This window comes from Microbacterium sp. (genome assembly GCF_031178445.1).
GTDB lineage: Bacteria > Actinomycetota > Actinomycetes > Actinomycetales > Microbacteriaceae > Microbacterium.
Genome location: NZ_JAPSIY010000001.1, coordinates 44,559 through 70,437 on the forward strand (window position 1 = coordinate 44,559; position 25,879 = coordinate 70,437).

The window sequence follows — 25,879 nt, forward strand, 5'->3', positions numbered from 1 at the left end:
CGACCGCACGGCACCCATGATCGAACTCGCGCCGTGGGCGTGGGCGCTGCTCGCCTTCGCCGCGTTCAACGCCGGAATCTCCAAGACGGCGATCCCCGGGGGCGCGACGGTCTCGGTGGTGATCCTGGCCTCAGTGCTGCCGGCGCGCACGTCGACCGCCGCGATGCTGCTGCTCTTCATCGTCGGCGACGTGTTCGCCCTGATCGCCTACCGGCGGCACGCGCACTGGCCGACGCTGCTGCGACTGGCACCGGCGGTCATGGCCGGATTTCTGCTGGGTTTCGCCTTCCTCGCCCTCGGAGACGACTCCGTCGTGCGGCGCACCATCGGCGTGATCCTGCTCGTCATGATCGGCATCACCCTGTGGCGGCGCAGGCGCTCCCGGCATTCCGAGGGGGCGATCGCCGCGGCGTCGTACGGCACTCTCGCCGGGTTCACCACCATGGTCGCCAACGCCGGCGGCCCGGTCATGTCGATGTACTTCATCGCCACCCGCACCCCGGTACAGGTCTTCCTCGGCACTTCAGCGTGGTTCTTCGCGACGGTGAACCTCGTGAAGGTGCCGTTCCTCGCCGGCATAGGCCTGGTCACACCGGTCGTGCTGTGGATGGATCTGCTGCTGGCTCCGCTGGTGGTCATCGGCGCCCTGCTCGGCATGCGCCTGGCGAAGCGGATGCCGCAGCGGCTGTTCGAACGCATCGTCGTCGTGCTGACGATCGCCGGTGCACTGTACCTGCTGATCTGAGCCGGCGCAGTGGAAGGCCGCTCTCGGCTCAGTCGAGGAAGATGTCCGGGAACAGCCGATCGTCGGGAGTGCCGGGCACCGCGGCGTACTTCGAGAAGTCCGTCACACCGTCGGCCTCGAGCACGTCCTCGACGATGAGCGACTGGCCGGTGTACGAGGCGGCCGGCCTGCCGAGCACCGAGTACGCGGCATCCGCGTAGATGTCGGCGGTGCGACTCGCGGCCATCACTCTTTCACCGCCGAGCAGGTTCTGCACGGCGGCCGTCGCGATCGTCGTTCGCGGCCACAGCGTGTTCGCCGCGATGCCGGCATCCGCGAATTCGGCGGCGAGTCCGAGAGTGACCATGGTCATTCCGTACTTCGCGAGCGTGTAACCGGTGTGCGCGCCCAGCCACTTCGGTGTCAGGTTCAAGGGCGGCGAGAGTGAGAGGATGTGCGGGTTCTGCGCCTCTTTCAGCACGGGAACGGCCGCACGGGAAAGCATGAACGTGCCGCGCACGTTGACGTCCTGCATCAGGTCATACTTCTTGGCGGACAGATCGAGTGAGCGCGACAGGTCGACGACGCTGGCGTTGTTGATCACGATGTCGATGCCGCCGAACTCCCCTGCGGCCTTCAGCACGGCCTCGGTGATGTCGTCGTCGTCGCGCACGTCGCCGACGATGGGAAGCGCCTGCCCTCCGGCGGCCCGGATCGCGTCGGCAGCGGTGTGCACGGTACCCTCGAGCTTCGGATGCGGGGTGTCGGTCTTCGCGAGCATCGCGATGTTCGCCCCGTCGGCAGCGGCCTTCAGCGCGATCGCCAGGCCGATGCCGCGGCTTCCGCCCGACATCAGGATCGTCTTGCCTGCCAGTGACATGTCTTCTCCTTACTTCGGCGCCATGCGGATGGCGCCGTCGAGGCGGATGGTCTCGCCGTTGAGGTAGCCGTTGGCCACGATGTGCTCGACCAGCGCCGCGTACTCGTCGGGCCTTCCCAACCGCGACGGGTACGGCACCTGCTGGCCGAGGGAGTCCTGCGCCGCCTGCGGCAGGCCGGCCAGCATCGGAGTCTCCATGATGCCCGGGGCGATCGTGCACACACGGATGCCGTGGCGGGCGAGCTCTCGCGCGATCGGCAGTGTCATGGCGTGCACGCCGCCCTTCGAAGCCGAGTACGCGGGCTGGCCGATCTGACCATCGAACGCGGCGACGCTGGCCGTGTTGACGATGACGCCGCGATCGCCACCCTCGAGCGGCTCGTTCTGGGCGATCACCGCGGACGCCTGGGAGATGACGTTGAACGTGCCGATCAGATTGATGCGGATGATCCGCTCGAACGCGTCGAGGTCCGCGGGATTCCCATCCCGGTCGAGCACCTTGGCGGGCGGAGCGATCCCCGCGCAGTTGACGACCACTCGCAGCGGCGCGACGGCCTGCGCTGCCGCGACGGCGGCCGCGACCTCGTCCGCGCTGGTCACGTCGGCCGCCGCGAAAGCCCCACCGAGCTCCGCCGCGATGTCCTCACCCGAAGAGTTCGGCAGGTCAATGATCGTGACCTGCGCTCCGGACGCGGCCAGACGGCGCGCGGTGGCGAGGCCGAGCCCGCTCGCGCCGCCGGTGATGAGCGCGCCCTGTCCGCTGATGTTCATGTGTTCTCCTTCGAACGACTCCGCGCCAACCGTTGCGACTGAGTCTCAGCATACGTGGTGCTGAGTTCCTCCACTGGCGCTGATTCCCTCTCGCGGTGGATGCTGAGGGCATGGAACTGCGTCGAAAGCGAGCCTACGACACCGCCTCCGCCGACGACGGCTACCGGGTCCTCGTCGACCGGCTGTGGCCGCGCGGGGTGTCGAAGGATCGGGCGAAGATCGACCTCTGGGCGAAGGACACCGCGCCGAGCGCTGAACTGCGCCGGGAGTGGCACGCCGCATCCCCTGATCAGTGGGACCTCTACGCCGACCGATACCGCGAACAGCTCGCCCACGAGAGCGCCGAGGCGCTGCGCGTGCTGGCCGACGAGCTGGGACGGCATCCGGTCGCCACCCTCGTGTACGCGGCGCACGACGCGGAGCGCAATCATGCGATCGTGCTGGAGGAGGCACTGCGCCCGTTGCTTCGGTGATCGGGCAGGATGGGGGCATGTCGATCCCCGCGAGCGCGACGGTCGCGCCCGAGCGCGTGCGGATGCTGGCCGGTGAGGCCGAGCTCGTCTGCGTGTGGCGGAACGAGCTGGGCGGACTGACCTTCCGCGCGACGAGCCCAGGGGCGCAGGCCCGCTTCATCAAATGGGGTCCGCGCAACGCCGAGACCTCCATGCGCGACGAGGCGGAGCGGATGCGGTGGGCTCGCCGGTGGACGACGGTACCGCGCGTGATCGACCAGGGAGAGGATGCTGTTCACGAGTGGCTCGTCACTGCGGCCATCGAGGCCGACAGCGCGGTGGCTCCGCAGTGGGTCGCCCGACCCGAGGTCGCCGTGCCCGCAATCGGGCGGGCCCTGCGACGCTTGCACGACGCTCTGCCGGCCGACTCGTGTCCGTGGAGCTGGAACGTGCGCGATCGCCTCGAGAACGCGGCACGTCGCGGCATCGTCGTGCCCGAGCACCTGCGCGACGCGCCCCCGATCGATGTCGCCGTCGTCTGCCATGGCGATGCCTGCTGCCCGAACACTCTCATCGCCGCCGACGGCACCGGCATCGCACATGTCGACCTCGCCGCCCTCGGCGTCGCCGATCGCTGGGCCGACATCGCGGTCGCGTCGATGAGCACCGAGTGGAACTACGGACCGGGCTGGGAGGACACTCTCATCGACGCCTACGGAGTCGCTCCGGATCGTGAGCGGTTGGCGTACTACCGCGATCTCTGGAACGCGACCTGAAGTCGGAGCCGAAGAGTTCCCACTGTTCGCCGTTGTCGGTCAGGCGGGCCCGAGGATGAAGTTCCAGGTGCCGAATGCCACCGCCGCGGCGATCGAGACACCGGAGATCAGCGCGCCGATCGCCAGCAGGACCCATTCACGCCGTCCGAAGCGCGATTCCCGTGCCCAGCTGCGCTTGGTGGTGGCGCCGAAGCCGCGCGCCTCCATAGCGGTCGACAGCTTGGCGCCGCGCCGGATCGAGAGCACCAGCAGCGCGAAGGCCATGCCGAGGAACCGGCGGACGCGACCGCGGTCCGCGACACCGCGAGCGCGCCTGGCGAGCTCCAGCGCCCGCCAGTCGTCGAGGAACAGCCCCACCATGCGCAGCCCCGCCAGGGCTCCGAGCACGAAACGCGCCGGCAGGTGCAGCACCTGCGCGAGTCCGTCGGCGAGGTCGGTGGGGTCGACCGTGATGAACAGCACGACCGACGGCAGCGCGATGGCGAGCACGCGCAGCGCGGTGGCTCCGGCGAGCGCGAGCGAACCGTCGCTCACCCGCACCAGGAACCACTCCAGGTACACGGTGCCGCTCGGCTCGCCGTACAGCGCTATGGTCACCCCCGTGAGCGGGCCGGCGAGCCACACCGGCCAGGTGCGCGTCCAGAACTCACGCCAGCCGATGCCGGCGAAGACGAGCAGTGCGCACTCCAGCACCAGGGCGACAGCGGCCGAGACCATATCGAGGGTGAGGATCAGCGGGATGGCGATCAGCGCGCTCGCACCGAGCTTGGCGACTGGGTTGATGCGCGCCATGGGCCCGGTGCGGGCGCGCGCTTCGAGTAGGGTCATGCCGACGCCGCCAGAGTGAGGCGCTCGGCGTGCAGCGCCGCGACCACGTCGAGGTCGTGCGTGACCGTCACCAGGGCGGTGCCCTCGTCGCGCAGCGCCGCGAGCATGGCGACCAGCTCCTGCCAGGTACGCGCGTCCTGCCCGAAGGTGGGTTCGTCGAGCACGAGCACGGGCGGCCGTGTCGCGAGCGCGGCGGCCACTGTCAGGCGGCGCTTCTCTCCGCCCGACAGCGTGTAGGGGTTCGCCCTCGCGAGCCCGTCGAGCCGCAGCCGCTGCAGCAGCTCGTCGATGCGGGCCGAGACCTCGCCCTCCGCGAGCCCGAGCGAGCGCGGCCCGATCGCCAGCTCATCGCGGACGGTGGTGGCCAGCAGCTGGTGCTCGGGCTCCTGGAAGACGGTGCCGATGCGGGTGAGCAGCTGCCGCGAGCTCCAGCCGATCGGTGTCGGCCCCGCCCCGGCCCGGAGGGAAGCGGATGCGGTGACCGATCCCGCCGCTGCGGGCAGCAGCCCCGCGAGAGTGAGCCCGAGGGTCGACTTGCCCGCGCCATTCGGTCCGGTGATGGCGAGGGTCGATCCGGCGTGCACGTCGACGTCGATGCCGTGGGCGACCGTGACACCACGCACGCGCGCGACAGCCAGATCGCGGGCGCTCACCAGCGCCTCCCCCGGAGCCGACGCAGGGGGCGGCGGGGATGCGGGCGGGAAGCCGGGAACCCAGACACCCGCCTGCGCCAGCCGCTCGCCCTGCACCGACAGCACGTGATCCGGCGGACCGTCGGCGATCACACCGCCGTCGCCGATCACGACGACGCGGTCGATCAGGGGCAGCCACACGTCGAGGCGATGCTCGACGACGATGAGCGTGGTGCGCTGCTCAGCCAGCATCCGCTCGACCGCATCCCGCACATCCGCCACCCCCTCGGGGTCGAGGTTGGCCGTGGGCTCGTCGAGCAGCAGCAGGCCCGGGCGCATGGCGAGGGACCCTGCCAGTGCGAGCCGCTGCTTCTGCCCGCCCGAGAGCGCCTTGGTCTGGCGGTCGAGCGGCACGTTCAGGCCGACCGCATCCAGCGCGTGGCCGACGCGGTGCCAGATCTCATCGCGCGGGACGCCGAGGTTCTCGCAGCCGAAGGCGACGTCGTCGCCGACGCGGGCGAGGATCACCTGCGAATCGGGGTCCTGCAGCACCAGCCCGGTGCGTCCGCGGGACGCTGCGGCGGGGATGCCGTCGATGAGCAGCTCACCCTCGGCCTCGCCCTCCTCGTCGCCGCCGAGGACGCCGGCGAGACCGTGCAGCAGCGTCGACTTCCCCGCCCCCGAGGCGCCGAGCAGCAGCACACGCTCACCGGGGCCGATGCGCAGCGAGACGTCGCGCAGTGCCCAGGCGAGCCGGCTGGCGTGCCGCCAGCCCCAGCCGCGTGCTTCGACCGTCGCCGGCCGGATCTCGGCCACGGTCATGTCAGACGCGGGCTCGCACCTCACGGCCTGAGCCGAAGCGGTCGAGGGCTCCCGTGGCGGCGAGCCCCCGCGCGAGGAGCCAGCCCAGCAGGCCGGCCAGCACCGCGCCGGAGATCACCGTGCAGATGAGGTAGATGACGGTGAACGCGGCGTCGCTGCCCGCAAACCACAGGATCAGATTGTTGACGCCGCCGAGCAGGGCGGCACCCGCCCCGGCGAGGATCGCGACCGGGAGCGTCCACACCCGGTAGGCGAAGATCAGGAAGATCAGCTCGGCGCCGAGACCCTGCACGAGGCCCGCCTCGATCGTGAGGAAGCCGCCCCATTGCGCCCCTGCGAGGGCCGAGACGACCGCGGCGATGACCTCGACGTAGATCGCCGCGCCAGCCTTGCGGATGATGAGCCCGCCCAGCACGCCGGCGATCAGCCAGGGGCCGTCGAGCAGTCCCTGCACGCCCGGCATGAGCGGCTCGAGCAGGGCCTTCGGGCCCAGGTAGCCGACGTTCCAGGCCAGGAACAGGAACCCGCAGGCGACGCCGAGAACGCTGGCGACGACGATGTCGACGACGCGCCAGCGCCAGATCTCGGGACGGATGCGCTCCGAGCGGACGGATGCGGACGTGGATGTGCTCATCTGGACTCCTCCCTGCGCCGGCATGATCCGGATCAGGTTCGACGGTCGAAGCGCGGGTCGCTTCCTCTCAGCCCGGCTCGCCGGACTCCCGTGGTTTGTGATCGATCATAGCCCTCCGCCCGAGTTCCGGCGTCGCCGCTGCCCATCGACGAGCGGAGTACCGGCGCGGTGACAGGGCAGTGCGGCGCTGGATTAGGTACCGTAGCGGAGTGACCGCCTCCCCCGATTCCGCGCGTCCGGCCACGCGGCGTGCCCTCCGTGAGCGCAACCGTGCCCGGACGGGTGCCGATGGCGACCCGGGCGCCTCGGCCGAGACGCCGACGGACGCGGGCACGACGGATGCGGCGACAGCGGTGCTCACGCCCGCGGGTCGCGCCGAGGAGGCGGTAGCCGAGTTCGCAGTAGACACCGCTGAGACCACCGACGGGGAGTTCGCGAAGCTCGTCGACGCGCAGCGGACGGGCGCCGATGACGAGCCGCGAACGGACGACGACGGCGATGCCCTGCCTGAGACCGCCTTTCTGCTCTCGGCCTCGGAGCCCGTGGCGGCGGTGAAACCCGCGTCGGCTGAGGCCCTGCCCGCGACGGAGTTCCTGACCCTCACGGAGCCCGGCGAGACGGCTCCTGTCGCACCGCACCCGGATCCCGTTGCCGAACGAGCCGACGCCACGCCGTTCATGGCGACGCAGCCCGCGCCCGCCGAATGGGCCGACGAACGACGTCCGCCCACCGCGCTCACCTGGATCGACTCGAGGGAGGTCGCGGCCGCATCCGCCGCACCGGCGCTCGAGAGCTCCCCCGCGCCGGACATCCTCGCCGGAGCCCGCCTGACGCCGGGATGGCTGCGCCCGCGCGTGCTCACGCCGCTCGGTATCCTCGCGGGAATCTGCGGCGCCTACGTCGCCGCCACGCTGCTGTGGCCCTTGGACGCGGTGGCACCCGAGATCTCGGCGGTGACCGTCGAGACCGCGCCCGCGCCCGCCGCCGCCCTGCCCTGGCCCTCCACCGGAAGCGCCGCCGTGAGCGTGCAGGGGCTGTCGACCGCCGCCTCGACGAGTTCGGCCGACGAGATCGCCAGCATCTCGAAGGTGGCGTCGGTGCTGATGGTGCTCGAGAAGCTGCCCCTCGAGGTCGGCGAGCAGGGCCCCAGCTTCGAGTTCGACGCCGGCGACGCCCGCGACTACTGGCAGTACCGCTGGTCGAATCAGTCCGCCCTGGACGTGCCGGTCGGCGGCAGTCTGACGGAGTACCAGATGCTCCAGGGCGTGCTCCTCGGATCGGCGAACAACTACATCGACCGCCTTGCGGAGGAGCTGTGGGGCGGAGACGCCGGTTTCGCCGAGGCTTCCCGCGCCTGGTTGCGCGAGCACGGTATCTCGGGCATGACGCTGGAGAGCCCATCGGGCTTCGATGAGCGCAACGTCGCCACTCCGGCCGCCCTCGTCGCGCTCGGCGAGCTGGGCATGAAGAACCCCGTGCTCGCCGAGATCGTCGGCACCCGGTCGGCGGAGATCCCCGGCGCAGGGACGGTGACGAACACGAACGAGATGCTGGGCGATACCGGCGTCATCGGCATCAAGACGGGCACCCTCTCGCATTGGAATCTGCTCACCGCCAAGGAGGTGCCGCTCGGCGACACCACCGTGCGCGTCTTCGCCGCTGTTCTCGGACAGGACGACAACGATGCGCGTGTCGCCGTTGCGAGAAGCCTTCTGGCCGAGGTCGACAAGGCGCTCGTGGAGCAGCCCGTCACGGTTCCCGCGGGAACCGTCGTCGGCCGGGTCACCACCGAATGGGGCGAAACGGCCGATGTGCTGACGGATGCCGACGCGCAGGTCGTGCTGTGGAACGGCGCGGTGGCGCGGACTTCGGTCGAGTTCTCGCTCGGCGACGACACCGGGAAGGGTGCGGAGGTGGGTACGTTCACCACCCAGGGCCCGCTCGACACGGATGAGACGACGGTGTCGCTCTCGAGCGACGTGGAGGCGCCGAGCATCTGGTGGCGACTCACCCACCCGCTGGAACTCTTCGGTCTCGACAAGGACTGATCCGGCGCCGGTCCGACAGCCCGAACGCGGGGAGACCAGCGCACGGCTCACCGGCTGCGCGTACCACCGGCTCCCCAGGCATTCGGACGATCACGCTGCTGACGCGAGACGCCCGTCCCTCATGTGAGGGACGGGCGTCTCGGCCTGCGGATCAGCGGCGCCTTTCACTGTCGGATGCCGCCGGCTCCCCTGCTTCGGGGCCCGTTTCGTCCGCGGATCCGTCTGCTCCGCCCGGCGCGGCGTCGGCCTCACCCGTCACGATCACCGGGGTGGTGCCGGTGAGTGCCTCCTCGGCGTCGATGTCGGTCGCCGCCTGCTCGAACTGCGACTGGTACAGACGCCAGTACGCGCCGCGCTTGGCGATCAGCTCGTCGTGGTCGCCCTGCTCGACGATGTCGCCGTGCTCCATCACGAGGATGAGATCGGCGTCGCGGATCGTCGACAGACGGTGCGCGATCACGAACGAGGTGCGCCCCTTGCGAAGCGCCGCCATCGCGTGCTGCAGCAGCAGCTCCGTGCGGGTGTCGACCGCGCTCGTCGCCTCATCGAGGATGAGGATCGACGGGCGCGCCACGAATGCACGGGCGATCGTGATCAGCTGCCGCTCGCCCGCCGAGACGTTCGACGCGTCCTCATCGAGCACGGTGTCATACCCGTCGGGCAGAGAGTGCACGAAGCGGTCGACGTAGGTCGCCTTCGCGGCCTCCATCAACTCCTCGTCTGTGGCGCTCTCCTTGCCGTAACGGATGTTGTCGCGGATCGTGCCTGCGAACAACCACGGGTCCTGCAGCACCATTCCGGTACGCGAACGCAGATCCTCGCGGCTGACCTCGGCGATGTCCTGACCGTCGAGCAGGATGCGGCCCGAGTTCAGCTCGTAGAAGCGCATGATGAGGTTGACCAGCGTGGTCTTGCCCGCGCCGGTCGGGCCGACGATCGCGACCGTCTGCCCTGGTTCCACCCGGAACGACAGATCCCGGATGAGCGGCCTGTCTTCGGTGTACGAGAACGCGACGTTCTGGAACTCGATGACGCCCTTGCCCTCGGGCACGGCGGGAGCCTCCTCGGCATCCGGGTCCTGCTCGTCGGCGTCGAGGAAGTCGAAGACTCGCTCTGCCGACGCGGTGCCCGACTGCACCACTGCCGCCATGCCGCCGAGCTCGCTGAGCGGCTGGCTGAACTGCTGCGAGTACTGGATGAAGGCCTGCACGTCGCCGAGGCGAAGGTTGCCGCCCGCGACCATCAGGCCACCCAGCACGGCGATGCCGACGTAGGTGAGGTTTCCGACGAACATCATGGCGGGCATGATGATGCCCGACAGGAACTGTGCCTTGAAGCTCGCCTGGAACAGCTCCTCGTTCTCGACCTGGAAGCTGTCGAGCGCCTCCTGCTCGCGACCGAAGACCTTGACCAGCGCGTGCCCGGAGAACGCCTCCTCGACGCGCGCGTTCAGACGACCGACCTTTCGCCACTGAGTGCCGAAGGCCTTCTGCGAGCGCGGTCCGATGATGCCGAAGATGACGCCCATCAGCGGCAGCGACACCAGTGCGACCAGCGCGAGCTGCCACGAGATCGAGAACATCATGATCAGCACGCCGATCACGGTGAGCACAGAGGTGAGCGCACCCGACAGCGACTGCTGCATCGTCTGAGTGATGTTGTCGATGTCGTTCGTGACGCGCGAAATGAGCTCTCCGCGCTGAACCTTGTCGAAGTACGAAAGCGGCAGGCGGTTGATCTTCGCCTCGACGCTCTCGCGCAGACGCCACATGGTGCGGACCATGATCACGTTGATGACGTAACCCTGGATCCAGCTCAGCAGCGCCGAGACGACGTAGATCGCGAGCACCGCGACGATGATCCAGCGCAGCCGCTCGAATTCGACGCCGGCGCCGACCGAGAAGTTCTGCATGGCGCCGACCATGTTGGCGAAGTCGTCCTGGCCCGCGGCGCGCAGCGCCTCGACGACCTCGGCCTGGCTCGTGCCCTGCGGGAAGCCGGGGAAGTCCCCGACGCCGGTGCCGAGCACGTGCGAGATGAAGCCCTCGTACACGATGTTGGTCGCCTCGCCGAGCACCTTCGGTGCGGCCACCGCGAGCACGACGCCGATCGCGCCGAGCACCGACACCAGCACGAACCAGACGGCCGAGGGCTTGAGCAGGCCGATCATCCGGGCGAAGCTCGGGCCGAAGTTGTCGGCTTTGCCCGCGGCCGGGCCGTCCCAGCCGCCCCCGTCGATCCGGGCCTGCTCAGCGAGCTCAGCCTCATACGCCTCGTCGGCGGTGAGCTCCTTCACCGCGCCCTTCTCGGCGGGCTTCGCGTTCTTCTTCTCCGGCGTGCTCACGCGTCCACCCCCAGCTGCGACTCGACGATCTCCTTGTAGGTGGCGCTGGTGGCGAGAAGCTCCTCATGCGTGCCGACGCCGACCATGGTGCCGCCCTCGAGCACGACGATGCGGTCGGCGTCGGTGATGGTCGACACGCGCTGCGCGACGACGATCTTCGTGACGTGCGGCAACTCACGCCACAGCGCCTGACGCAGCCTGGCGTCGGTGGTGAGGTCGAGCGCCGAGAACGAGTCGTCGAAGACCAGGATCTGAGGCTGGTGCACGAGCGCCCTGGCGATCGCCAGACGCTGACGCTGGCCGCCGGACACGTTGGTGCCGCCCTGCGCGATGCGCGAGTCGAGCCCCTCGGGCATCTCCTCGACGAAGTCGCGGCCCTGCGCGATCTCCAGCGCCTTCCAGAGCTCCTCGTCGGTGGCGTCCTCGCGGCCGTATCGCAGGTTGGATGCGACCGTGCCGGTGAACAGGAACGGACGCTGCGGCACGAGTCCGATGCTCTTCCAGAGCGAATCCACATCGGCTTCGCGCACGTCGGTGCCGCCGACCATCACGGCACCGCCGGTGGCGTCGAACAGACGGGGGATCAGCGAGACCAGCGTGGTCTTGCCTGCGCCCGTCGAGCCGACGATGGCGACGGTCTCGCCGGGCTCGGCGCGGAAGCTGATGCCGCTGAGCACCGGGGCCTCGGCGCCGGGGTAGGTGAACTCGACGCCCTCGAACGCGACGGCGCCAGGCGTGCGGAACTCGGTGACGCCGTCTTCAGGCCTGGTCATCGACGACTCGGCGTCGAGCACCTCGGCGACGCGCTCGGCCGAGACGGCGGCGCGCGGGATCATCATCGCCATGAAGCTCGACATGATCACGCCCATCATGATCTGGCCGATGTACTGCATGAACGCGAACAGCGTGCCGACCTCCACACCGCCCTCGTTGATCTCGATGCCGCCGAACCAGATGACGGCGACGACGGTGACGTTGAGGATCAGCATGAACAGCGGGAACAGCAGCACGAACAGCGAGCCGATCTTGCGCCCGAGGATCATCAGGTCGGTGTTGGCGCCGCGGAAGCGCTCCTCCTCGATCGGCTCGCGCACGAACGCGCGCACGACGCGCACACCCGTGAGCTGCTCGCGCATGATGCGGTTCACGCCGTCGAGCTTCTGCTGGTTGGCTCGGAAGAGCGGCACCATGCGGCCGATGATGATCACGGCGACGATCAGCAGCACCGGCACAGAGACGGCGATCAGCCAGCTGAGGCGGACGTTGGTCTGCACGGCCATGATGATGCCGCCGATGGCGAGCAGCGGCGCGGTGACGAACATGGTCGCGCCCATCATGGCGAGCATCTGCACCTGCTGCACGTCGTTCGTGTTGCGGGTGATCAGGGAGCCGGCGCCGAACTGCGACACCTCGCGCTCGGAGAAGCCGCTGACGCGGGAGAACACGTCCGCGCGGATGTCGCGTCCCACGGACATGGCGGCGCGTGCGGCGAAATAGGTGGCGATGATCGACGCGATGATCTGCCCCAGCGAGATCGTCAGCATGAACACGCCGTGCGACCAGATGTAGCCGATGTCGGCCTTGGCGACGCCCTGGTCGATGATGTCGGCGTTCAGCCGCGGCAGGTACAGTGAGGCCATGGCACTGGCGAACTGGAACACCAGCACTCCGGCCAGCAGCCATCGGTATTTCGAGAGATAGCGGAAGAGGATCTTTCCCAGCACAGGCGGACTTCCTTTTGGGATCGGGGCCGAGATTCGGCCACATGAAAGAGTGCCACGAAGATCCGACATCCGTATCCCCCTCAGGTATGACCTTCGCTGAGAGCGAAAAATCGCGGCAGGGCGGGGGTTCTTCCTGGACGCGATCGAAGAATCGCGCGCCTAGACTCGCAGAGTCGAAGGGAAGACATGCCCGTAGAGGATGCCGCCGCCAAGGCCGTACTGCTGGTCTGCGACTACTCGCTGAAGTACCTCGGCGGCGCGCAGACCGCGTTCCTGCGTCAGGCCGAGTCCCTCGTCGGTGAGGGCGTGCCCGTCGTGGTGCTCGCACCGGACGCCGCCGCGCTGAACGCCGACGCCGGCGACATGAACGACACCCGAGCGGACGCGGCGCAGCATCCGGAGGCTCGTCTCATCACGGTCGCTCCGCCCCGCCGAGGCACGATCCCCGTGCTCGAGCTGCCCCTGCTCGGCCGCGCGCGAGACCTCGAGCCGCTGGTCGCCGCCACGATCCGCCGGCACGACGTCGGCGCGATCGTGGTGCACTCCGAGTTCGCGCTGGCCGCTGCGGCCATCGCGGTGGGACGGCGCCTCGGCATCCCGGTGCTGCACACCGTGCACACCTTCTTCTGGCGGGCGCCGGCTGCGCTGGCGCCGTTCGCCCCGCTCGTCTCGCGGGTGCACTCCTCGCTCACCGGCATACGCGGCGGAGACCGCTACACGGGCAGCCACCCGCTCAACAACGCCCTGCGCACGATGACCCTGCGCATCGCGCAGCGCGCCGACGTCGTCCTCTCCCCCTCGCGGCACCAGGCCGATGCCCTGCGCGCGGCGGGCGCGGGGAGGGTGGAGGCCTTCTCCAACGTGGCGCAGCCGCTGCGTCAGGCGCCGCCGTCGGCGGGCGGGCCGCTGCGCCTGCTGTGGGTGGCGCGGTTCGCACCCGAGAAGAGGCTCGAGATCGCACTCGACGCGATGCGGATCGTGGTCGAGCGGCTCGGAGCGGATGCCGTGCACCTCGACGTGGCCGGCGGCAGCCATCGGCCTGCGCCTGGCGTCACGTTCCACGGATCGGTGCCAGGAGAGCGGGTCGGCGATCTCATGGACGCGGCGGACGCCGCCCTGATCACCTCACTCGGCTTCGACAATCAGCCCATGGTGGCGCTGGAGGCCTTCGCGCACGGCCGCCCCGTCATCGTCAGCGACCCGGTGCTGGCGACGGAGTTCGGTGCGGCCGCGATCGGCACACCGTCGCCCGATGCCGAGGGGCTGGCGGAGCTGATCGTCGCCCTCGAGGCCGATCGCTCGCTGCTGGATGCTCCGCGCGCCGGCGCCCTGGCGTACGCCCGCGACCGCCAACCGGGCGCGCACGTCGCCCGCCTGCAGGAGCTCATCGCGTCGGCGCGCGGCTGAGACGTTCCGCGCGGCGCAGACGGGCTCAGAACAGCGCGAGCTCAGGCACGTAGGCGCGCGCGTCGGCCCCCGCGTCGTCCGGCAGTTCCGCGATCGTCGCCGGCTGCCACTTCGGCTGGCGGTCCTTGTCGACCAGCTGCGCTCTGATGCCCTCCACGAGGTCGGGGTGATGCGTCCCGAACCACATCACTCGCCGGTACTCGCCCTCCAGCGCCTCACGGATGCCGCTCATCGCACGCGCTTCGCGCACCGCATCGAGGGTGACCGCGAGACCGGTGGGCGCCAGTTCCTCTAGCGCAGCGAGCGCGGCTGCCGCATCCGGAGCTTCCGATCGCCGCAGACGGTCGGCGATCTCGCCGACCGTTGGCGCCGAGAAGGCCTCATCTATCCATTCCCTCGCGGCGGGGAGCTGCGAGGGCTCCGGCGTCTCGTCGAAGAGCAGCACCAGCTCGTTGGGGGTGCCGGGGTCGGCGCGGTATGCGAGCGCCTCCCGCAGGGCGTCGAGGCGGTCGGAGGGCACGAAGTGGTCGGCGAAGCGCATCTCGACGGCATCGGCGCCACCCATGCTCGCCCCAGTGAGCCCGAAGTACTCCCCCAGCCTTCCTGGCGCACGGCCGAGCAGCCAGGTGCCGCCGACGTCAGGGGTGAAGCCGATGCGCGTCTCGGGCATCGCCAGCTTCGAACGCTCGGTGACGACGCGCACAGCCGCGTGCCCTGCCAGGCCGATGCCGCCACCCATGGTGATGCCGTCGGCGAACGCGACGACGGGCTTGGGGTACTCGGCGATCAGCGCGTTCATGGCGTACTCGGCCCGGAAGAACTCGGCGATCGCCTCGGGGTGCCCTCCCACGATCTGGTCGTAGAGCGCGCGAACGTCACCGCCTGCGCACAGCCCCCGCTCGCCTTCACCGTCGATGAGGACGGTCTGGATGTCGGGATCGTCGCGCCAGACCTCCAGCGCCGCGGTGATCCGCCGGATCATCTCGAGATCGAGCGCGTTGATCGCGCGAGGGCGATTGAGGCTGATGCGGCCAAGCGAGTACTCGGTGCGGACGAGGACGGTGGGTGCTTCGACGTCGGTCACGCTGGCCAGGCTACCTCCTCTCCACAGGGCCCCGTCTTGGCGCTTTTCGGCAGGTGGAACGACGAAACCAGGTGATTTCCGCAAAGATGGAAGGAACTGCCCAGGGAGGAGGGGCTCGCATGCCCGAAGGACAGGTGCTCGAGTTCGCCCGAGTGACGAAGCGCTTCGGCGCCGTGACCGCGGTTTCCGACCTCTCAGTTCGCGTCGAGCCGGGAGTCGTCACCGGCTTCCTCGGCCCGAACGGCGCAGGCAAGACCACGACGCTGCGGATGCTGCTGGGGCAGATCCGCCCCACGTCCGGCACCGCGACGATCGGCGGCGTCAGCTACGCCGAGCTGCGGCATCCCCTGCGCACGATCGGGGCCGTGCTCGAAGAGGCGGCATACCGTCCGCGGCGCTCGGCGTCTCGTCAGCTGATGATCGCGGCCAAGGCCAACGGCATCCCCGCGGAGCGCGTCGACGAGGTGCTGCGCCTGGTGGGCCTGCAGGACGACGCCGATACCCGCATCGGCGGGTTCTCGCTCGGCATGCGCCAGCGGCTCAGCGTGGCGACCGCGCTGCTCGGCGACCCTGGCGCGCTGGTGCTCGACGAGCCGGCGAACGGGCTCGACCCCGAGGGCATCCGCTGGATGCGCATGCTGATACGCCGCCTCGCCGACGAGGGCCGGACCGTGCTGGTGTCGTCCCACGTGCTGAGCGAGATCGAGCAGGTGGCCGACGCCGTGGTGGTGCTCTCGAAGGGCCGCGCGGTGTACTCGGGCAGCATCGACGACCTGGCCGACCCGACCGGCGGTGCCGTGATCGTGGACGCCGAGGATCGCGGCTCGCTGGCTGCGGCGCTGACCGCCGCCGGCCTGTCGTTCGACGTGCTCCGCTCGGGCCTGACGGTGCGCGAATCGGATGCCGCCTCGGTTGGGGCCGTCGCGGCGGCCGCCGGCATCGCGCTGACGACGCTGCAGCAGCGCGGACCAAGCCTGGAAGAGGTCTTCCTCGATCTCGTGTACGGCCGGCGCGGCGACAGCCCTCGTCTCGACCAGGTCGCGAACCCGGTCGCTCATGCTCCGCACGAGGCGGCTGCCGAATCGACCGCAGGCGACACCGCACTCGTCGCGGCCAGCGTGCCGGTCGCGGGCGCCGCCGCTGCCGTCGGCGCGGGAGCGGGACTCTTCCCCGGGGTCGCCGACGACGAGACGGATGCTACCGGGGGCGCGAACACTCCGCCGCACGATGCGGACGACACGGATGCCACGCTCGAACGAGATGGCATCGATGCTGACACGGATGCCGCGCTCGAACGAGATGGCATCGATGCTGAGGCGGGTGCCACCGAGGGTGTCGTCGCCGCCGACGCCCCGCCCGCGGATGCGGCGGCAGAGGCGGACGCCGAGCACGACGCGTCGGCAGAGCAGACGCATGCCGACGCAGGAGAGCCCGTCGCCGACAGTCAGCCGGTCGATGAGAGCGAGTTCGACGGTGAGGACGCGCGCGACGATGAGGGCGAGCGCGACGGTGGGGTCGAGCGCGACGGTGGGGTCGAGCCCGCGGCTTCGAGCGGGCAGCCGTCCGAGGGGCAGGGCGCCCACGCGGGCGGAGAAGCTCCGGTCGACGAGTCGGCTCCTGTCGACGAGAGCGAGCGATCCGACGACGCACAGTCTTCCATCGAGCACGAGGGCGAGCCGACTGCGGAGGGCCCGGCGGAGCACCACGAGGACGGCTCGGACGGCGAGAGTGACCACTCGGGCGAGGGCGACCACGCAGATGTGGACGCGGACGAGCGAGCCGCCCACGAGCGCGACGGCTCCCCCGGGTCCGCGTTCTCGTTGCCCAGTGATCTGTGGTCGCCGCGGCATGCGCAGGAGACGCCTCAGGCGTCGGACGATTCGGGGCCGGAAGTGCTCCCGCTGGCGACGCAGGCGGTCTCCCTCCCCGTCACAGCGGACCAGACCACTTTCACCGAGCTGATCACCGGCATCCCTGCGGCCTCCTCGGAGGATGCGGCATCCGACTCCGCCGAGCCGCCGGCGACCACGTCGGCGTTCTCGGTGTTCTCGCCCATCCTCTCGGAGGACGAGGATTCCGAGTCGGGATCCGACTCGACGGTCGATGATGAAGACGACCCTCGCCTGGCGGCGATGCGCACATCCCTGTCGTCCGCTGCGAGCCGGTTCTTCGGCGGACCTGCCCCTGAGTACCCCTACGGAGACGTTCCGAAGACCGACGAAGCGGCCGAAGCGGCCGAAGCCGACGAAGCGGCCGTGGCCGAGCAGACCGACGCGGGCGAGTCCGACGATTCGGACGACGCCACACGCACGATCGAAACGGTCACCGGCGACCGGGGCGACGACGTCGATCAGCCCGACGATGACCAGCACGACGACGACCAGCACCGGGGCTGATCGCCCGCCGGTCAGACCGGGCGGGGCCGGATGACGGGTCGCTGACGCTGCTTCGGCACGGCGACCGGCGCAGTCGAGGCGATGTCTGTGACGTCGGCCGGCTCGTCTGTGACCTCGAGCCGCAGCGCCTGCGTGAGGGCGAGGCCGTGGCGGGTGGTGAGGATCAGCCGCTGGTACTGCTCATTGCCGTCGAGATCGATGACGACGCTGGGCCGCCGACGCCGGATCAGCACGAAGTCGGTGGTGCCGGCGCCCTTCCACGTGCCGGCGGCGAGGATCCCGGGGATGTACGTGCCCGGGCCCGGGACGCCGCGGAGCCATGTCCAGGCATCGTCGGTCAGCTGCACCCGCGTGATGTGCTCGCGCTGGATGCGCACGTTGGAGCGATGGAACGTCGATGCGCGCTCGATCGGCGACAGCACGATCTCGAGCTGCGTCTGATCCAGCAGGAGCGTCACCATTCATCCAGTCTGCCAGCGCGCCGCTGGGAGACGAGTGCGACTTGCTCACAACGCGACAACGATCCGTTGTCGACGACTCACAGTCACGATGATCGCCGTCCGAGGAGGATCCCGCGTCCCGCAGCGCGACCTGCGTTCGAGAGACTCCTCGCGATGCCGGCAGGAGAGCGCCGGGCGGATGAGCGCGGCGACTCAGGCGGTGGCGGATGCGGCCGCCGCGGCCGCGGCCGGCAACGAGGCCTCGATCGCAGCGAGCTCATCGTCGCCGTGCGCGGCCGTGAGGAACCATGCCTCGAACACGCTCGGCGGAAGCGCGACGCCCTGCTCGCGCATGGCGTGGAAGAACGGTGCGTACCGGAACGACTCCTGGGCCTGCGCCTGCGTGTAATCCTTCGGCGCTTCCGGGGCGAAGACCACGCCGAACAGGTTGCCGGCACGGGGAACGGCGTGCACGACGCCGGCCTCGGTCAGTGCGGCGTCGAGCGCATCGGCGAGGCGGGATGCCGCGGTGTCCACCCGCGCGTACACCTCGGGCGTCGCCAGCCGCAGCGTCGCGAGGCCGGCCGCGACCGACAGCGGGTTCCCCGACAGGGTTCCCGCCTGATAGACCGGGCCGACAGGAGCCAGCAGGTCCATGACCGCGGCGCTGCCGCCGAGAGCGGCCAGCGGCATCCCGCCGCCGACGACCTTGCCGAAGGTGATGATGTCGGGAACGTAGTGCTCGCCCTGCTCCTGCTGCAGCCCCCAGAACCCGGCGGGGTGCACACGGAACCCGGTGAGCACCTCGTCGAGGATCATCAGCGCGCCGTGCTCGTGAGCGGTGTCGGCGATCAGCTTGTTGAAGCCGGGCTGCGGGGCGACGACGCCCATGTTGGCGGATGCCGCCTCGACGATGACCGCGGCGATGCGATCGCCGTGTTCGGCGAACACCGCGGCGAGCGCGTCGGGGTCGTTGTAGTCGATCACCACGGTCTGCGCGGTGATCGGCGCGGGCACCCCGGCCGATCCGGGCAGGGCCAGCGTGGCCACGCCGGATCCGGCGGCAGCGAGCAGTCCGTCGGAGTGACCGTGGTAGTGCCCGGCGAACTTCACCAGCAGGTCGCGACCGGTCGCACCCCTGGCCAGCCGGATGGCGGTCATGGTCGCTTCGGTGCCCGTCGACACCAGGCGCAACCGCTCGACCGGGCGCACGTCGCCGTGCCGCACGCGGTCGGCGATCAGCTGTGCGAGCTCCACCTCCCCCTCGGTGGGGGCGCCGAAGGACAGCCCGCGGGATGCCGCATCCTGCACGGCCTGCACGACCTCGGGCTGGGCATGCCCGAGCAGCGCCGGGCCCCAGGAGGCGACCAGATCGATGTACTCCGCGCCGGCCGCATCCGTCACCCGCGCGCCGCTCGCCGAGGCGAGGAACCGGGGCGTGCCGCCCACTGATCCGTAGGCGCGCACCGGCGAGTTCACGCCGCCGGGGATCACCGCGCGAGCGGTGTCGAACAGGGTGTCATTGCGGTCGGTCATCCCTCAAGCCTACGGATGCCGGCTGTGTGCGAGGGTCAGCGCAGCCACTGGGCGGCTTCGACCGCCCAGTAGGTGAGCACTGCGTCGGCGCCGGCCCGGCGGATGGCCAGCAGCGACTCCAGCACGGCGGCGCGGCGGTCGATCCAGCCGTTCGCCGCGGCCGCCTCGATCATCGCGTACTCGCCCGACACCTGGTATGCCCAGACAGGCACGTCCACGGCGTCACGCACCTCGCGCAGGACGTCCAGGAACGCCATCGCCGGCTTGACCATGACGATGTCGGCGCCCTCGTCGACGTCGAACAGGGCCTCGCGTACGCCCTCGCGCCGGTTGCCTGCATCCATCTGGTAGGTGCGACGGTCGCCCTGCAGCTGCGAGTCGACGGCCTCGCGGAACGGACCGTAGAAGGCGCTGGCGTACTTCGCCGAGTAGGCGAGCAGCAGGGTGTCGTGGAAGCCGGCGGTGTCGAGCGCGTCGCGAAGCGCGGCGACCTGGCCGTCCATCATCCCGCTCAGCCCGAGCAAATGCGAGCCGGCCTCGGCCTGGGCGAGCGCCATCGACCGGTAACGGTCGAGCGTGGCGTCGTTGTCGACTGCGCCCCGCGCGTCGAGCACGCCGCAGTGTCCGTGGTCGGTGAACTCGTCGAGGCAGAGGTCGGTCTGCACGACCAGGGCGTCGCCCGCCTCGGCCGCGATCGCGGCGGTGGCGACGTTCAGGATGCCGTCGGGGTCGTCCGCCCCGGAGCCCACCGCGTCGCGCACCTCCGGCACGCCGAAGAGCATCACGCCGCCGATGCCCGCCTCGGCCGCATCCGCCGCGGCCCGGCGAAGCGAGTGGAGCGAATGCTGCTGCACACCGGGCATGGATCCGATCGGCGCGGGCTCGGTCAGCCCCTCGCGCACGAACATCGGCAGCACCAGCTGCCGCGGCTCGAGCGACGTCTCGCGCACGAGGGCACGCAGCGGCGCCGACTGACGCAGCCGGCGCAGGCGGGTCTCGGGGTAGCGGCTCACGGCGCGAACTCGTCGGCAGCGTGCGGGAGGGTGAACTTCGAGACCGTCTCGATGAGGGCGTCCACGGTCTGCTTGTCGGCGACGACGGAGACGGGCAGGCCCGCCTTGCGCGCGTCCTTGGCTGTGCGCGGCCCGATCGCGGCGAGAAGCGTGGTGTCGGGGATCTCGGGGAACTGCTCGCGCACCTGCTGGGCCACCGATCCGCTGGTGATCAGGATCGCGTTGATGCGGCCGTTCTCGACGTCGCGGCGGATGCGCTCGGTGACCGGCACGCCGACCGTGCGGTAGGCCACGACGCTGTCGACGTCATGGCCGGCCTCGGTGAGCATCACCGAGAGAACCGGCTTGGCGATCTCGCTGCGCAGCGAGAGCACGCGCCTGGCATCGGACTCCAGCGCGATCATCTGCTCTGCCATCCCGGCCGCCGAGTTGTCGAGCTCCGGCACCAGTGCGACCTCGTAACCGACCGCCTGCAGTGCGGCGGCGGTCGTCTCACCCACGGCGGCGACCTTCGTCGCCCGTGGGATCTGCACCCGGTGCGCGAAGAGCACGTCGACCGTGGTCGCGCTGGTGATGGTGAGCCAGTCGTACTCGCCGGCCTGGAGTCGCGCGAGGGCCGCGTCGAGCGCACCCTGGTCGGTGGTGGGTGCGAAGTTGATCAGCGGGGCCACCACGGGCACGGCGCCCTGGGCTCGCAGACTCGCGGCGACGCTGTCGCCCCAGGGGCCGCCGCGCGGCACGAGCACACGCCAGCCGTCGAGCGGCTTGGCGGTTTTCGGTTCGGAAGCAGTCATCGTGGTCACTCTCGCGGGAGGAGGTCGGCCGCCCCCTGTTCGAGCAGCCGATGGGCCGCAGACGTGCCGATATCACGGATCACGTGCATCGGGTCTGCACCATCGGCAGCATCCGCTCCGTTGCCGCTGCCGTTCCGTCGAATATACCCCCGGTTCAGAGGGTGTGTTACGTCGAGGCCGATCCTGCGGTCGCCGTCGGGCTGGTAGACGACGGTGCGGATGCGGATGCTGTCGCCCCTGACGACGGCGTGTGCGGCCATCGGCGCCTGACATCCGGCCTCGAGTCCGGCGAGGATCGCACGCTCCACCGTGACCGCGATGCGGGTGTCCTCGTGGTCGAGCTGCGCGAGCGCGGCGAGCAGCTCGGCTGGTGCGTCGACGGTGGTCTCCACCGCGAGGGCGCCCTGCCCGGGGGCGGTGGGCCATTCGGTGAGCCCCAGCTCCTCGCGGCGCAGGGGGCTGTCGGAGCCCAGGCGGGACAGGCCGGCAGCGGCGAGGATGATCGCATCGAGCTCTCCGGATGCGACTCGCTCGAGCCGGGAATCGACATTGCCGCGAATGTCGACCACTCGTGCCTGCGGGGCGCGACGGCGCACCTGCGCGATACGGCGGGGAGCTCCCGTGCCGACGGTGCTGCCGGCACGCAGCTCGTGCAGCGGCGTGCCGCCGCGGGTGATCGCCACATCGCGGGGGTCTTCGCGCTCGGGGGTCGCCGCGATCACCAGGCCATCAGGCTGCGCGGTGGGGAGATCCTTCAGGGAGTGCACGAGCAGGTCGCACTCGCCTGCCTTGAGCGCCTCGCGCAGGCGGGTGGCGAAGATGCCCTGACCGCCGATCTCCGACAGCGAGGCGCGATTCGTGTCGCCCTCCGAGGTGATGGGCACGAGTTCGACCGGCCGGCCGATGATCGCCTCGAGCGCAGCGGCGACGTGGCCGGACTGTGCCTGCGCCAGCGCGCTGCGCCGGGTGCCGAGGCGGATCGGGGCGCTCATCGTCACTGCAGCACGTCGGCGATCTCGTCGAAGCGCAGGCGGCGCCCGGTGTAGAAGGGCACCTCCTCCTTCACGAAGCGGCGAGCCTCTGTGTAGCGCAGGTCGCGCATCAGGTCGACGAGCTCGGTCGGATCGTCCGCCTCGAGCGGAAGCAGCCACTCATAGTCGCCCAGTGCGAAGGCGGCGACGGTGTTGGCGATCACGCCCTTGAACGCGGCGCCCCTGCGGCCGTGGTCGGCGAGCATCTGCCGGCGCTCCGACTCGTCGATCAGGTACCACTCCGGCGTGCGCACGAACGGGTACAGGCACAGCCAGCCCTTGGGCTCGACCCGGCGCAGGAACCCGGGCACGTGGGACCGGTTGAACTCGGCGTCGCGGTGCACGCCCATGACGTTCCATACCGGCAGAAGGTTGCGCAGCAGTTCGGTGCGGCGCAGGCGTCGCAGCGACTGCTGCAGCTCCTCGGCGGTGGCGCCGTGCAGCCACACCATCAGATCGGCATCCGCCTTCAGCCCGCTGACGTCGTAGAAGCCGCGTACGGTGACGCCGGAGTCCTCGATGTGGTCGACGATCGTCTCGAGCTCGGTCGCGTCGGACTCGGCGACAGGCGCATCGGGATTACGGCGCCACACGGCCCAGAGAGTGAATCCAGAAGGGTTCTCTTCGTTCAGCTCGGACATGCTTCCAGTCTGCCCCTTCGTCGCGGAGTCGGCGAATCCGGCGGCCGCCCGCCCGTGACAGCGGCGGTGCGCGCGTCGCCGCTGTTAGCGGGAGACAGCGCGCGCGATCACCCAGACCAGCCCGCCGATCGCCGCGGCGACACCCGCGACGGCTGCGGCGGCACCGACGGGGTTGCGCCGGGCGAAGGTGCGGGCGCGCAGGATGCCGCGCTCCGACGCCTTCTCGATGCGACGCGGGAAGTTGCCCTTGATCTCGATCGCGGCGAGAGCCGCCTTCAGCTCGGCGCGAGCGGATGCCACCGGGTCGGTGATCCCGCCCGGGACCGCGGTGCGCGGAAGCGTCGTGGGGACGGACTGGGGTTCAGAGTTCGTCATTGCCGGCCTCCTTGACGAGTCGGACGTCGGTGGCGACGGCCTTTCCGGGGTTCTCGCGCTTGACGACCTTGCGGAAGCGCAGCACGCCCAGCAGGGCGAAGATCACGATGGCGACGAGCAGGAAGCCGAACACAGCCAGTGCCGCCACCCAAGCCGGCCACCAGGACGAGAGTCCGATGATGGCGAAGGTGAGAAGCACCGGGATCGCCCAGAACAGCAGGAAGAGGGCGACCACGAACCAGGCGCTGCCGATCCCGGCATCCTTCGCGGTGCGCGAGACCCATGCCTTGGCGGCGTCGATCTCGGCGGTGATGAGGTTGCGGATCAGTTCGGGCAGGTCGCCCAACAGGGTCAGCAGACTGTCGTCAGCGCGGTCGCGGTATCCGCGTGCCATATCAGGAGCCGCTCTTCCCCGTCGTGTTCTTGGCGGAGCCGTTCGAGCCGGACTTCTTCTTCGCCGCGTCCGCCGTGTTCTTCACGGCATCCGCGGTGTCCTCCGCGGCGTCCTGCACCTCTTCGACGGCGTCCTTGGTCGCATCGATGGCGGAGTCCAGCTTCTGTCCGGGGGTGCCCGAGCCGGAGACCGCCTTGACGACCTTCACCGCCCCGTGGAAGACAGCACCGGGAACGGCCGCGGCCTGCGACTTCGCGAAGTCCTGCACCTTGGCGACCTGCTGCTGGACCGGGTCGAGATTCCAGACCTTCAGCCACTGCGTCCTGATCTGCTCGTACCTCTCGCGACCTGCGCGCGTGCCGAGCACGTAGCCTGCGCCGAGTCCGACGATGAGTCCGATCTTCCCCTTCATGGGAGCCTCCTCCGGTTGGTTGCGGCGTCCTCGCGTGGAAATCTCGCTGTCCCCGCGCGATCGGTCTCCAGGTTAGTCGCATATTCCCGATTCGGCATCTACCCTTGCGCCAGGCCGGAACCTGGGGTAGTCGGAGGGCGGCGCGGGGTCCTCAGGGCCAGGGGTTCAGCGCCAGAGCAGAGCGTGACGCAGCCGGTCGGCTTCGGCGACCGCATCCGGAATGACCTGCGCGAGCCCCGTCCCGGCCAGCCATGCGCCGACGACCGCGAGTCCCGGCGTCCGCTGCACGGCCTTGCGCACGGCTTCGCGGCGTTCGGCGGCGCCGATGAGCGAGGTGGGCTGCGCCTGCACGAACCTCGCACGATGACTGGCGACCAGCTGCGACGGGCTCAGTGCGACGCCGAGCAGGGCGGACGCCTCGGTGAGGGCGAGCTGCGCGGCGCCGTCGTCGTCGAGCCCGGCCGTGGCAGCGGCCTCGCCCTGCGTGCCGAACGAGACCCGCACCACGTGCCTGCCATCTGTCGCTTCGCGCAACCAACCCCATTTCGCGGTGGAGTGGGTGAGGGCCTTCGCCGTGTGACTGCCGGGAACGGTGAGCACACCGCTGCCTCGCGGCGCGGCATCCAACTCCGGGGCGTCGAGCAGCAGCGTGACGATCTCGATCTCGGGGGCGGCGCCCGGCTCGCCGAGGCCGTCGACGTGTCCTGCGAGCAGCGCGCGGGCGGGCGGTTCCGCGGTGGCGACGATCACGCCGGTGGCCGTCAGCGGCTCTGCCGCGGCATCCGGAGCTTCGTCTTCATCGGCATCCGGCACCTCGATCTGCACCGTCCAGGCGGAGCCCGTGCGCTCGATACTCGTGACCGTGACGCCGGTGCGCACCTCGACGCCGTACGCTTCGACGTCGGCGCGCAGCGCTTCGACGAGCCGGCCCATCCCGCCGGAGATGCCGAGCACCGCGGAGCCGGGCGCCTTGCCCGCCTTCTGCTTCTGATCGGCGCGCAGCGCGTCGACGGCGCCGCTGAGGGAGCCGATCCGGGTGAGGGCAGCGTTGAGTCCGGGCGCGGCGACGTCGGTGTCGACCTCGTCGGGGTGGGCGGAGTAGACACCGGCCGTCACCGGCGCCACCAGTCGGTCACGCACACGGGCTCCCATGCGCGAACGGACGAGCTTGCCCAGGCTCCGCTCGTGACCGATCGTCAGCGGGGGACGAAGACGGTCGACGTAGGCGCGCCAGGCGCCGCGCCAGCCGATGATGCGTCGCACGTCGTCGGCGAACGGGTTCGCGGGGATGCCGAGGATGCCGCCGACCGGCAGCGGTGCGTCGGGAGCATCCGGGATGCCGCTCAGCCACGCTCCGCCGCCCTCGGGCCTGACGATCGCGTCGGCCAGCCCGAGCTCCTCGACCAGGGCGCGCACGGTGCCGCCGCGCGTCGCGAAGCTCTCCGCGCCCGCGTCGACGACGATGCCGTCGAGGTCGGCCGAGCGGATGCTGCCGCCCAGCGCGTCGCGCGCTTCGAGCAGCGTCACCCGCATGCCGACCTTGGCGCATTCGCGCGCGGCGACGAGGCCGCCGATGCCGCCGCCGATCACGACGACGTGCTGCTGAGCGGCGCGGGCGGCGAGGTCGGAGGGCTCTGCGCTGGACGGATCGGCCGAGGTCATGCCCCCATCATTTCACCGACGGCTGCGGTCCCTCTCAGCCCGGCGAAGGAGCCTGACGT

At 70.4% G+C, this 25,879-nt stretch carries 24 protein-coding genes and 1 riboswitch; of the genes, 6 read left to right on the forward strand and 18 right to left on the reverse strand.

Annotated features, from left to right (window positions below; all coding sequences use genetic code 11):
• Window positions 1-16: 16 nt before the first annotated feature.
• On the forward strand, window positions 17-745 hold the full coding sequence (locus tag RIN43_RS00230; RefSeq protein WP_309126859.1) for a sulfite exporter TauE/SafE family protein: 729 nt from the start codon (window positions 17-19) through the stop codon (window positions 743-745).
• 28 nt (window positions 746-773) lie between these two features.
• Here RIN43_RS00230 and RIN43_RS00235 read toward each other — a convergent pair whose 3' ends face one another.
• Entirely contained in the window at window positions 774-1,604 is an 831-nt protein-coding gene (locus RIN43_RS00235) for an NAD(P)-dependent oxidoreductase (protein ID WP_309126860.1), read from the reverse strand.
• Window positions 1,605-1,613: 9 nt separating this feature from the next.
• Complete coding sequence (locus tag RIN43_RS00240) at window positions 1,614-2,375, reverse strand: SDR family NAD(P)-dependent oxidoreductase (protein WP_309126861.1); 762 nt, start codon at window positions 2,373-2,375, stop codon at window positions 1,614-1,616.
• Window positions 2,376-2,485: 110 nt separating this feature from the next.
• Between RIN43_RS00240 and RIN43_RS00245 the strand changes: the two genes are divergently transcribed.
• Window positions 2,486-2,848 (forward strand): DUF488 family protein, encoded by a 363-nt coding sequence (locus RIN43_RS00245; RefSeq protein WP_309126862.1) that lies wholly within the window; start codon window positions 2,486-2,488, stop codon window positions 2,846-2,848.
• A 17-nt stretch (window positions 2,849-2,865) separates the two neighbouring features.
• On the forward strand, window positions 2,866-3,603 hold the full coding sequence (locus tag RIN43_RS00250; RefSeq protein WP_309126863.1) for an aminoglycoside 3'-phosphotransferase: 738 nt from the start codon (window positions 2,866-2,868) through the stop codon (window positions 3,601-3,603).
• 39 nt (window positions 3,604-3,642) lie between these two features.
• Here the strand turns inward: RIN43_RS00250 and RIN43_RS00255 are convergent, their stop codons facing one another.
• The 3 genes from RIN43_RS00255 to RIN43_RS00265 form a co-directional block, all read right to left on the reverse strand.
• Complete coding sequence (locus RIN43_RS00255; RefSeq protein WP_309126864.1) at window positions 3,643-4,431, reverse strand: energy-coupling factor transporter transmembrane component T; 789 nt, start codon at window positions 4,429-4,431, stop codon at window positions 3,643-3,645.
• Window positions 4,428-5,885, reverse strand: a complete 1,458-nt coding sequence (locus tag RIN43_RS00260; protein WP_309126865.1) for an ATP-binding cassette domain-containing protein — start codon at window positions 5,883-5,885, stop codon at window positions 4,428-4,430. Before RIN43_RS00260 ends, RIN43_RS00255 begins: the two co-directional genes overlap by 4 nt.
• A gap of 1 nt (window position 5,886) precedes the next feature.
• Window positions 5,887-6,519 (reverse strand): ECF transporter S component, encoded by a 633-nt coding sequence (locus tag RIN43_RS00265; RefSeq protein WP_309126866.1) that lies wholly within the window; start codon window positions 6,517-6,519, stop codon window positions 5,887-5,889.
• Window positions 6,512-6,621, reverse strand: a riboswitch (TPP riboswitch). Its footprint overlaps the gene before it by 8 nt.
• Before the next feature lie 107 nt (window positions 6,622-6,728).
• Between RIN43_RS00265 and RIN43_RS00270 the strand changes: the two genes are divergently transcribed.
• Complete coding sequence (locus tag RIN43_RS00270; RefSeq protein WP_309126867.1) at window positions 6,729-8,567, forward strand: D-alanyl-D-alanine carboxypeptidase; 1,839 nt, start codon at window positions 6,729-6,731, stop codon at window positions 8,565-8,567.
• 151 nt (window positions 8,568-8,718) lie between these two features.
• Here the strand turns inward: RIN43_RS00270 and RIN43_RS00275 are convergent, their stop codons facing one another.
• Complete coding sequence (locus RIN43_RS00275; RefSeq protein WP_309127364.1) at window positions 8,719-10,863, reverse strand: ABC transporter ATP-binding protein; 2,145 nt, start codon at window positions 10,861-10,863, stop codon at window positions 8,719-8,721.
• A 44-nt stretch (window positions 10,864-10,907) separates the two neighbouring features.
• Entirely contained in the window at window positions 10,908-12,635 is a 1,728-nt protein-coding gene (locus RIN43_RS00280) for an ABC transporter ATP-binding protein (RefSeq protein ID WP_309126868.1), read from the reverse strand.
• A 186-nt stretch (window positions 12,636-12,821) separates the two neighbouring features.
• On the opposite strand from RIN43_RS00280, the gene RIN43_RS00285 reads away from it, so the two are divergent.
• Window positions 12,822-14,042, forward strand: a complete 1,221-nt coding sequence (locus RIN43_RS00285; protein WP_309126869.1) for a glycosyltransferase family 4 protein — start codon at window positions 12,822-12,824, stop codon at window positions 14,040-14,042.
• A 25-nt stretch (window positions 14,043-14,067) separates the two neighbouring features.
• Here the strand turns inward: RIN43_RS00285 and RIN43_RS00290 are convergent, their stop codons facing one another.
• On the reverse strand, window positions 14,068-15,126 hold the full coding sequence (locus tag RIN43_RS00290; RefSeq protein ID WP_309126870.1) for an enoyl-CoA hydratase/isomerase family protein: 1,059 nt from the start codon (window positions 15,124-15,126) through the stop codon (window positions 14,068-14,070).
• Between the two features lie 119 nt (window positions 15,127-15,245).
• Between RIN43_RS00290 and RIN43_RS00295 the strand changes: the two genes are divergently transcribed.
• On the forward strand, window positions 15,246-17,522 hold the full coding sequence (locus RIN43_RS00295) for an ATP-binding cassette domain-containing protein (RefSeq protein WP_309126871.1): 2,277 nt from the start codon (window positions 15,246-15,248) through the stop codon (window positions 17,520-17,522).
• An 11-nt stretch (window positions 17,523-17,533) separates the two neighbouring features.
• On the opposite strand, the gene RIN43_RS00300 is transcribed toward RIN43_RS00295, so the two are convergent.
• The 10 genes from RIN43_RS00300 to hemG form a co-directional block, all read right to left on the reverse strand.
• Window positions 17,534-17,983, reverse strand: a complete 450-nt coding sequence (locus RIN43_RS00300) for a hypothetical protein (protein WP_309126872.1) — start codon at window positions 17,981-17,983, stop codon at window positions 17,534-17,536.
• Between the two features lie 192 nt (window positions 17,984-18,175).
• A complete protein-coding gene (locus tag RIN43_RS00305) occupies window positions 18,176-19,498 on the reverse strand; it encodes a glutamate-1-semialdehyde 2,1-aminomutase (protein ID WP_309126873.1) in 1,323 nt (440 codons plus the stop codon).
• Window positions 19,499-19,533: 35 nt separating this feature from the next.
• Entirely contained in the window at window positions 19,534-20,511 is a 978-nt protein-coding gene (gene hemB, locus RIN43_RS00310) for a porphobilinogen synthase (RefSeq protein ID WP_309126874.1), read from the reverse strand.
• The gene (locus tag RIN43_RS00315) at window positions 20,508-21,305 is read right to left on the reverse strand and encodes a uroporphyrinogen-III synthase (RefSeq protein ID WP_309126875.1); all 798 of its coding nucleotides are present in this window, start codon (window positions 21,303-21,305) and stop codon (window positions 20,508-20,510) included. The genes hemB and RIN43_RS00315 overlap by 4 nt, the downstream gene beginning before the upstream one ends.
• Before the next feature lie 5 nt (window positions 21,306-21,310).
• Window positions 21,311-22,297 (reverse strand): hydroxymethylbilane synthase, encoded by a 987-nt coding sequence (gene hemC, locus RIN43_RS00320; RefSeq protein ID WP_309126876.1) that lies wholly within the window; start codon window positions 22,295-22,297, stop codon window positions 21,311-21,313.
• Between the two features lie 2 nt (window positions 22,298-22,299).
• Window positions 22,300-22,977, reverse strand: coding sequence for a hydrogen peroxide-dependent heme synthase (gene hemQ, locus RIN43_RS00325; protein ID WP_309126877.1), 678 nt, complete (start codon window positions 22,975-22,977; stop codon window positions 22,300-22,302).
• Window positions 22,978-23,061: 84 nt separating this feature from the next.
• Complete coding sequence (locus RIN43_RS00330) at window positions 23,062-23,352, reverse strand: hypothetical protein (RefSeq protein ID WP_309126878.1); 291 nt, start codon at window positions 23,350-23,352, stop codon at window positions 23,062-23,064.
• Window positions 23,339-23,746 (reverse strand): phage holin family protein, encoded by a 408-nt coding sequence (locus tag RIN43_RS00335; protein ID WP_309126879.1) that lies wholly within the window; start codon window positions 23,744-23,746, stop codon window positions 23,339-23,341. Before RIN43_RS00335 ends, RIN43_RS00330 begins: the two co-directional genes overlap by 14 nt.
• A 1-nt stretch (window position 23,747) precedes the next feature.
• Window positions 23,748-24,158, reverse strand: coding sequence for a hypothetical protein (locus tag RIN43_RS00340; RefSeq protein WP_309126880.1), 411 nt, complete (start codon window positions 24,156-24,158; stop codon window positions 23,748-23,750).
• Window positions 24,159-24,323: 165 nt separating this feature from the next.
• Window positions 24,324-25,820, reverse strand: a complete 1,497-nt coding sequence (gene hemG / locus RIN43_RS00345) for a protoporphyrinogen oxidase (RefSeq protein WP_309126881.1) — start codon at window positions 25,818-25,820, stop codon at window positions 24,324-24,326.
• Window positions 25,821-25,879: the final 59 nt, after the last annotated feature.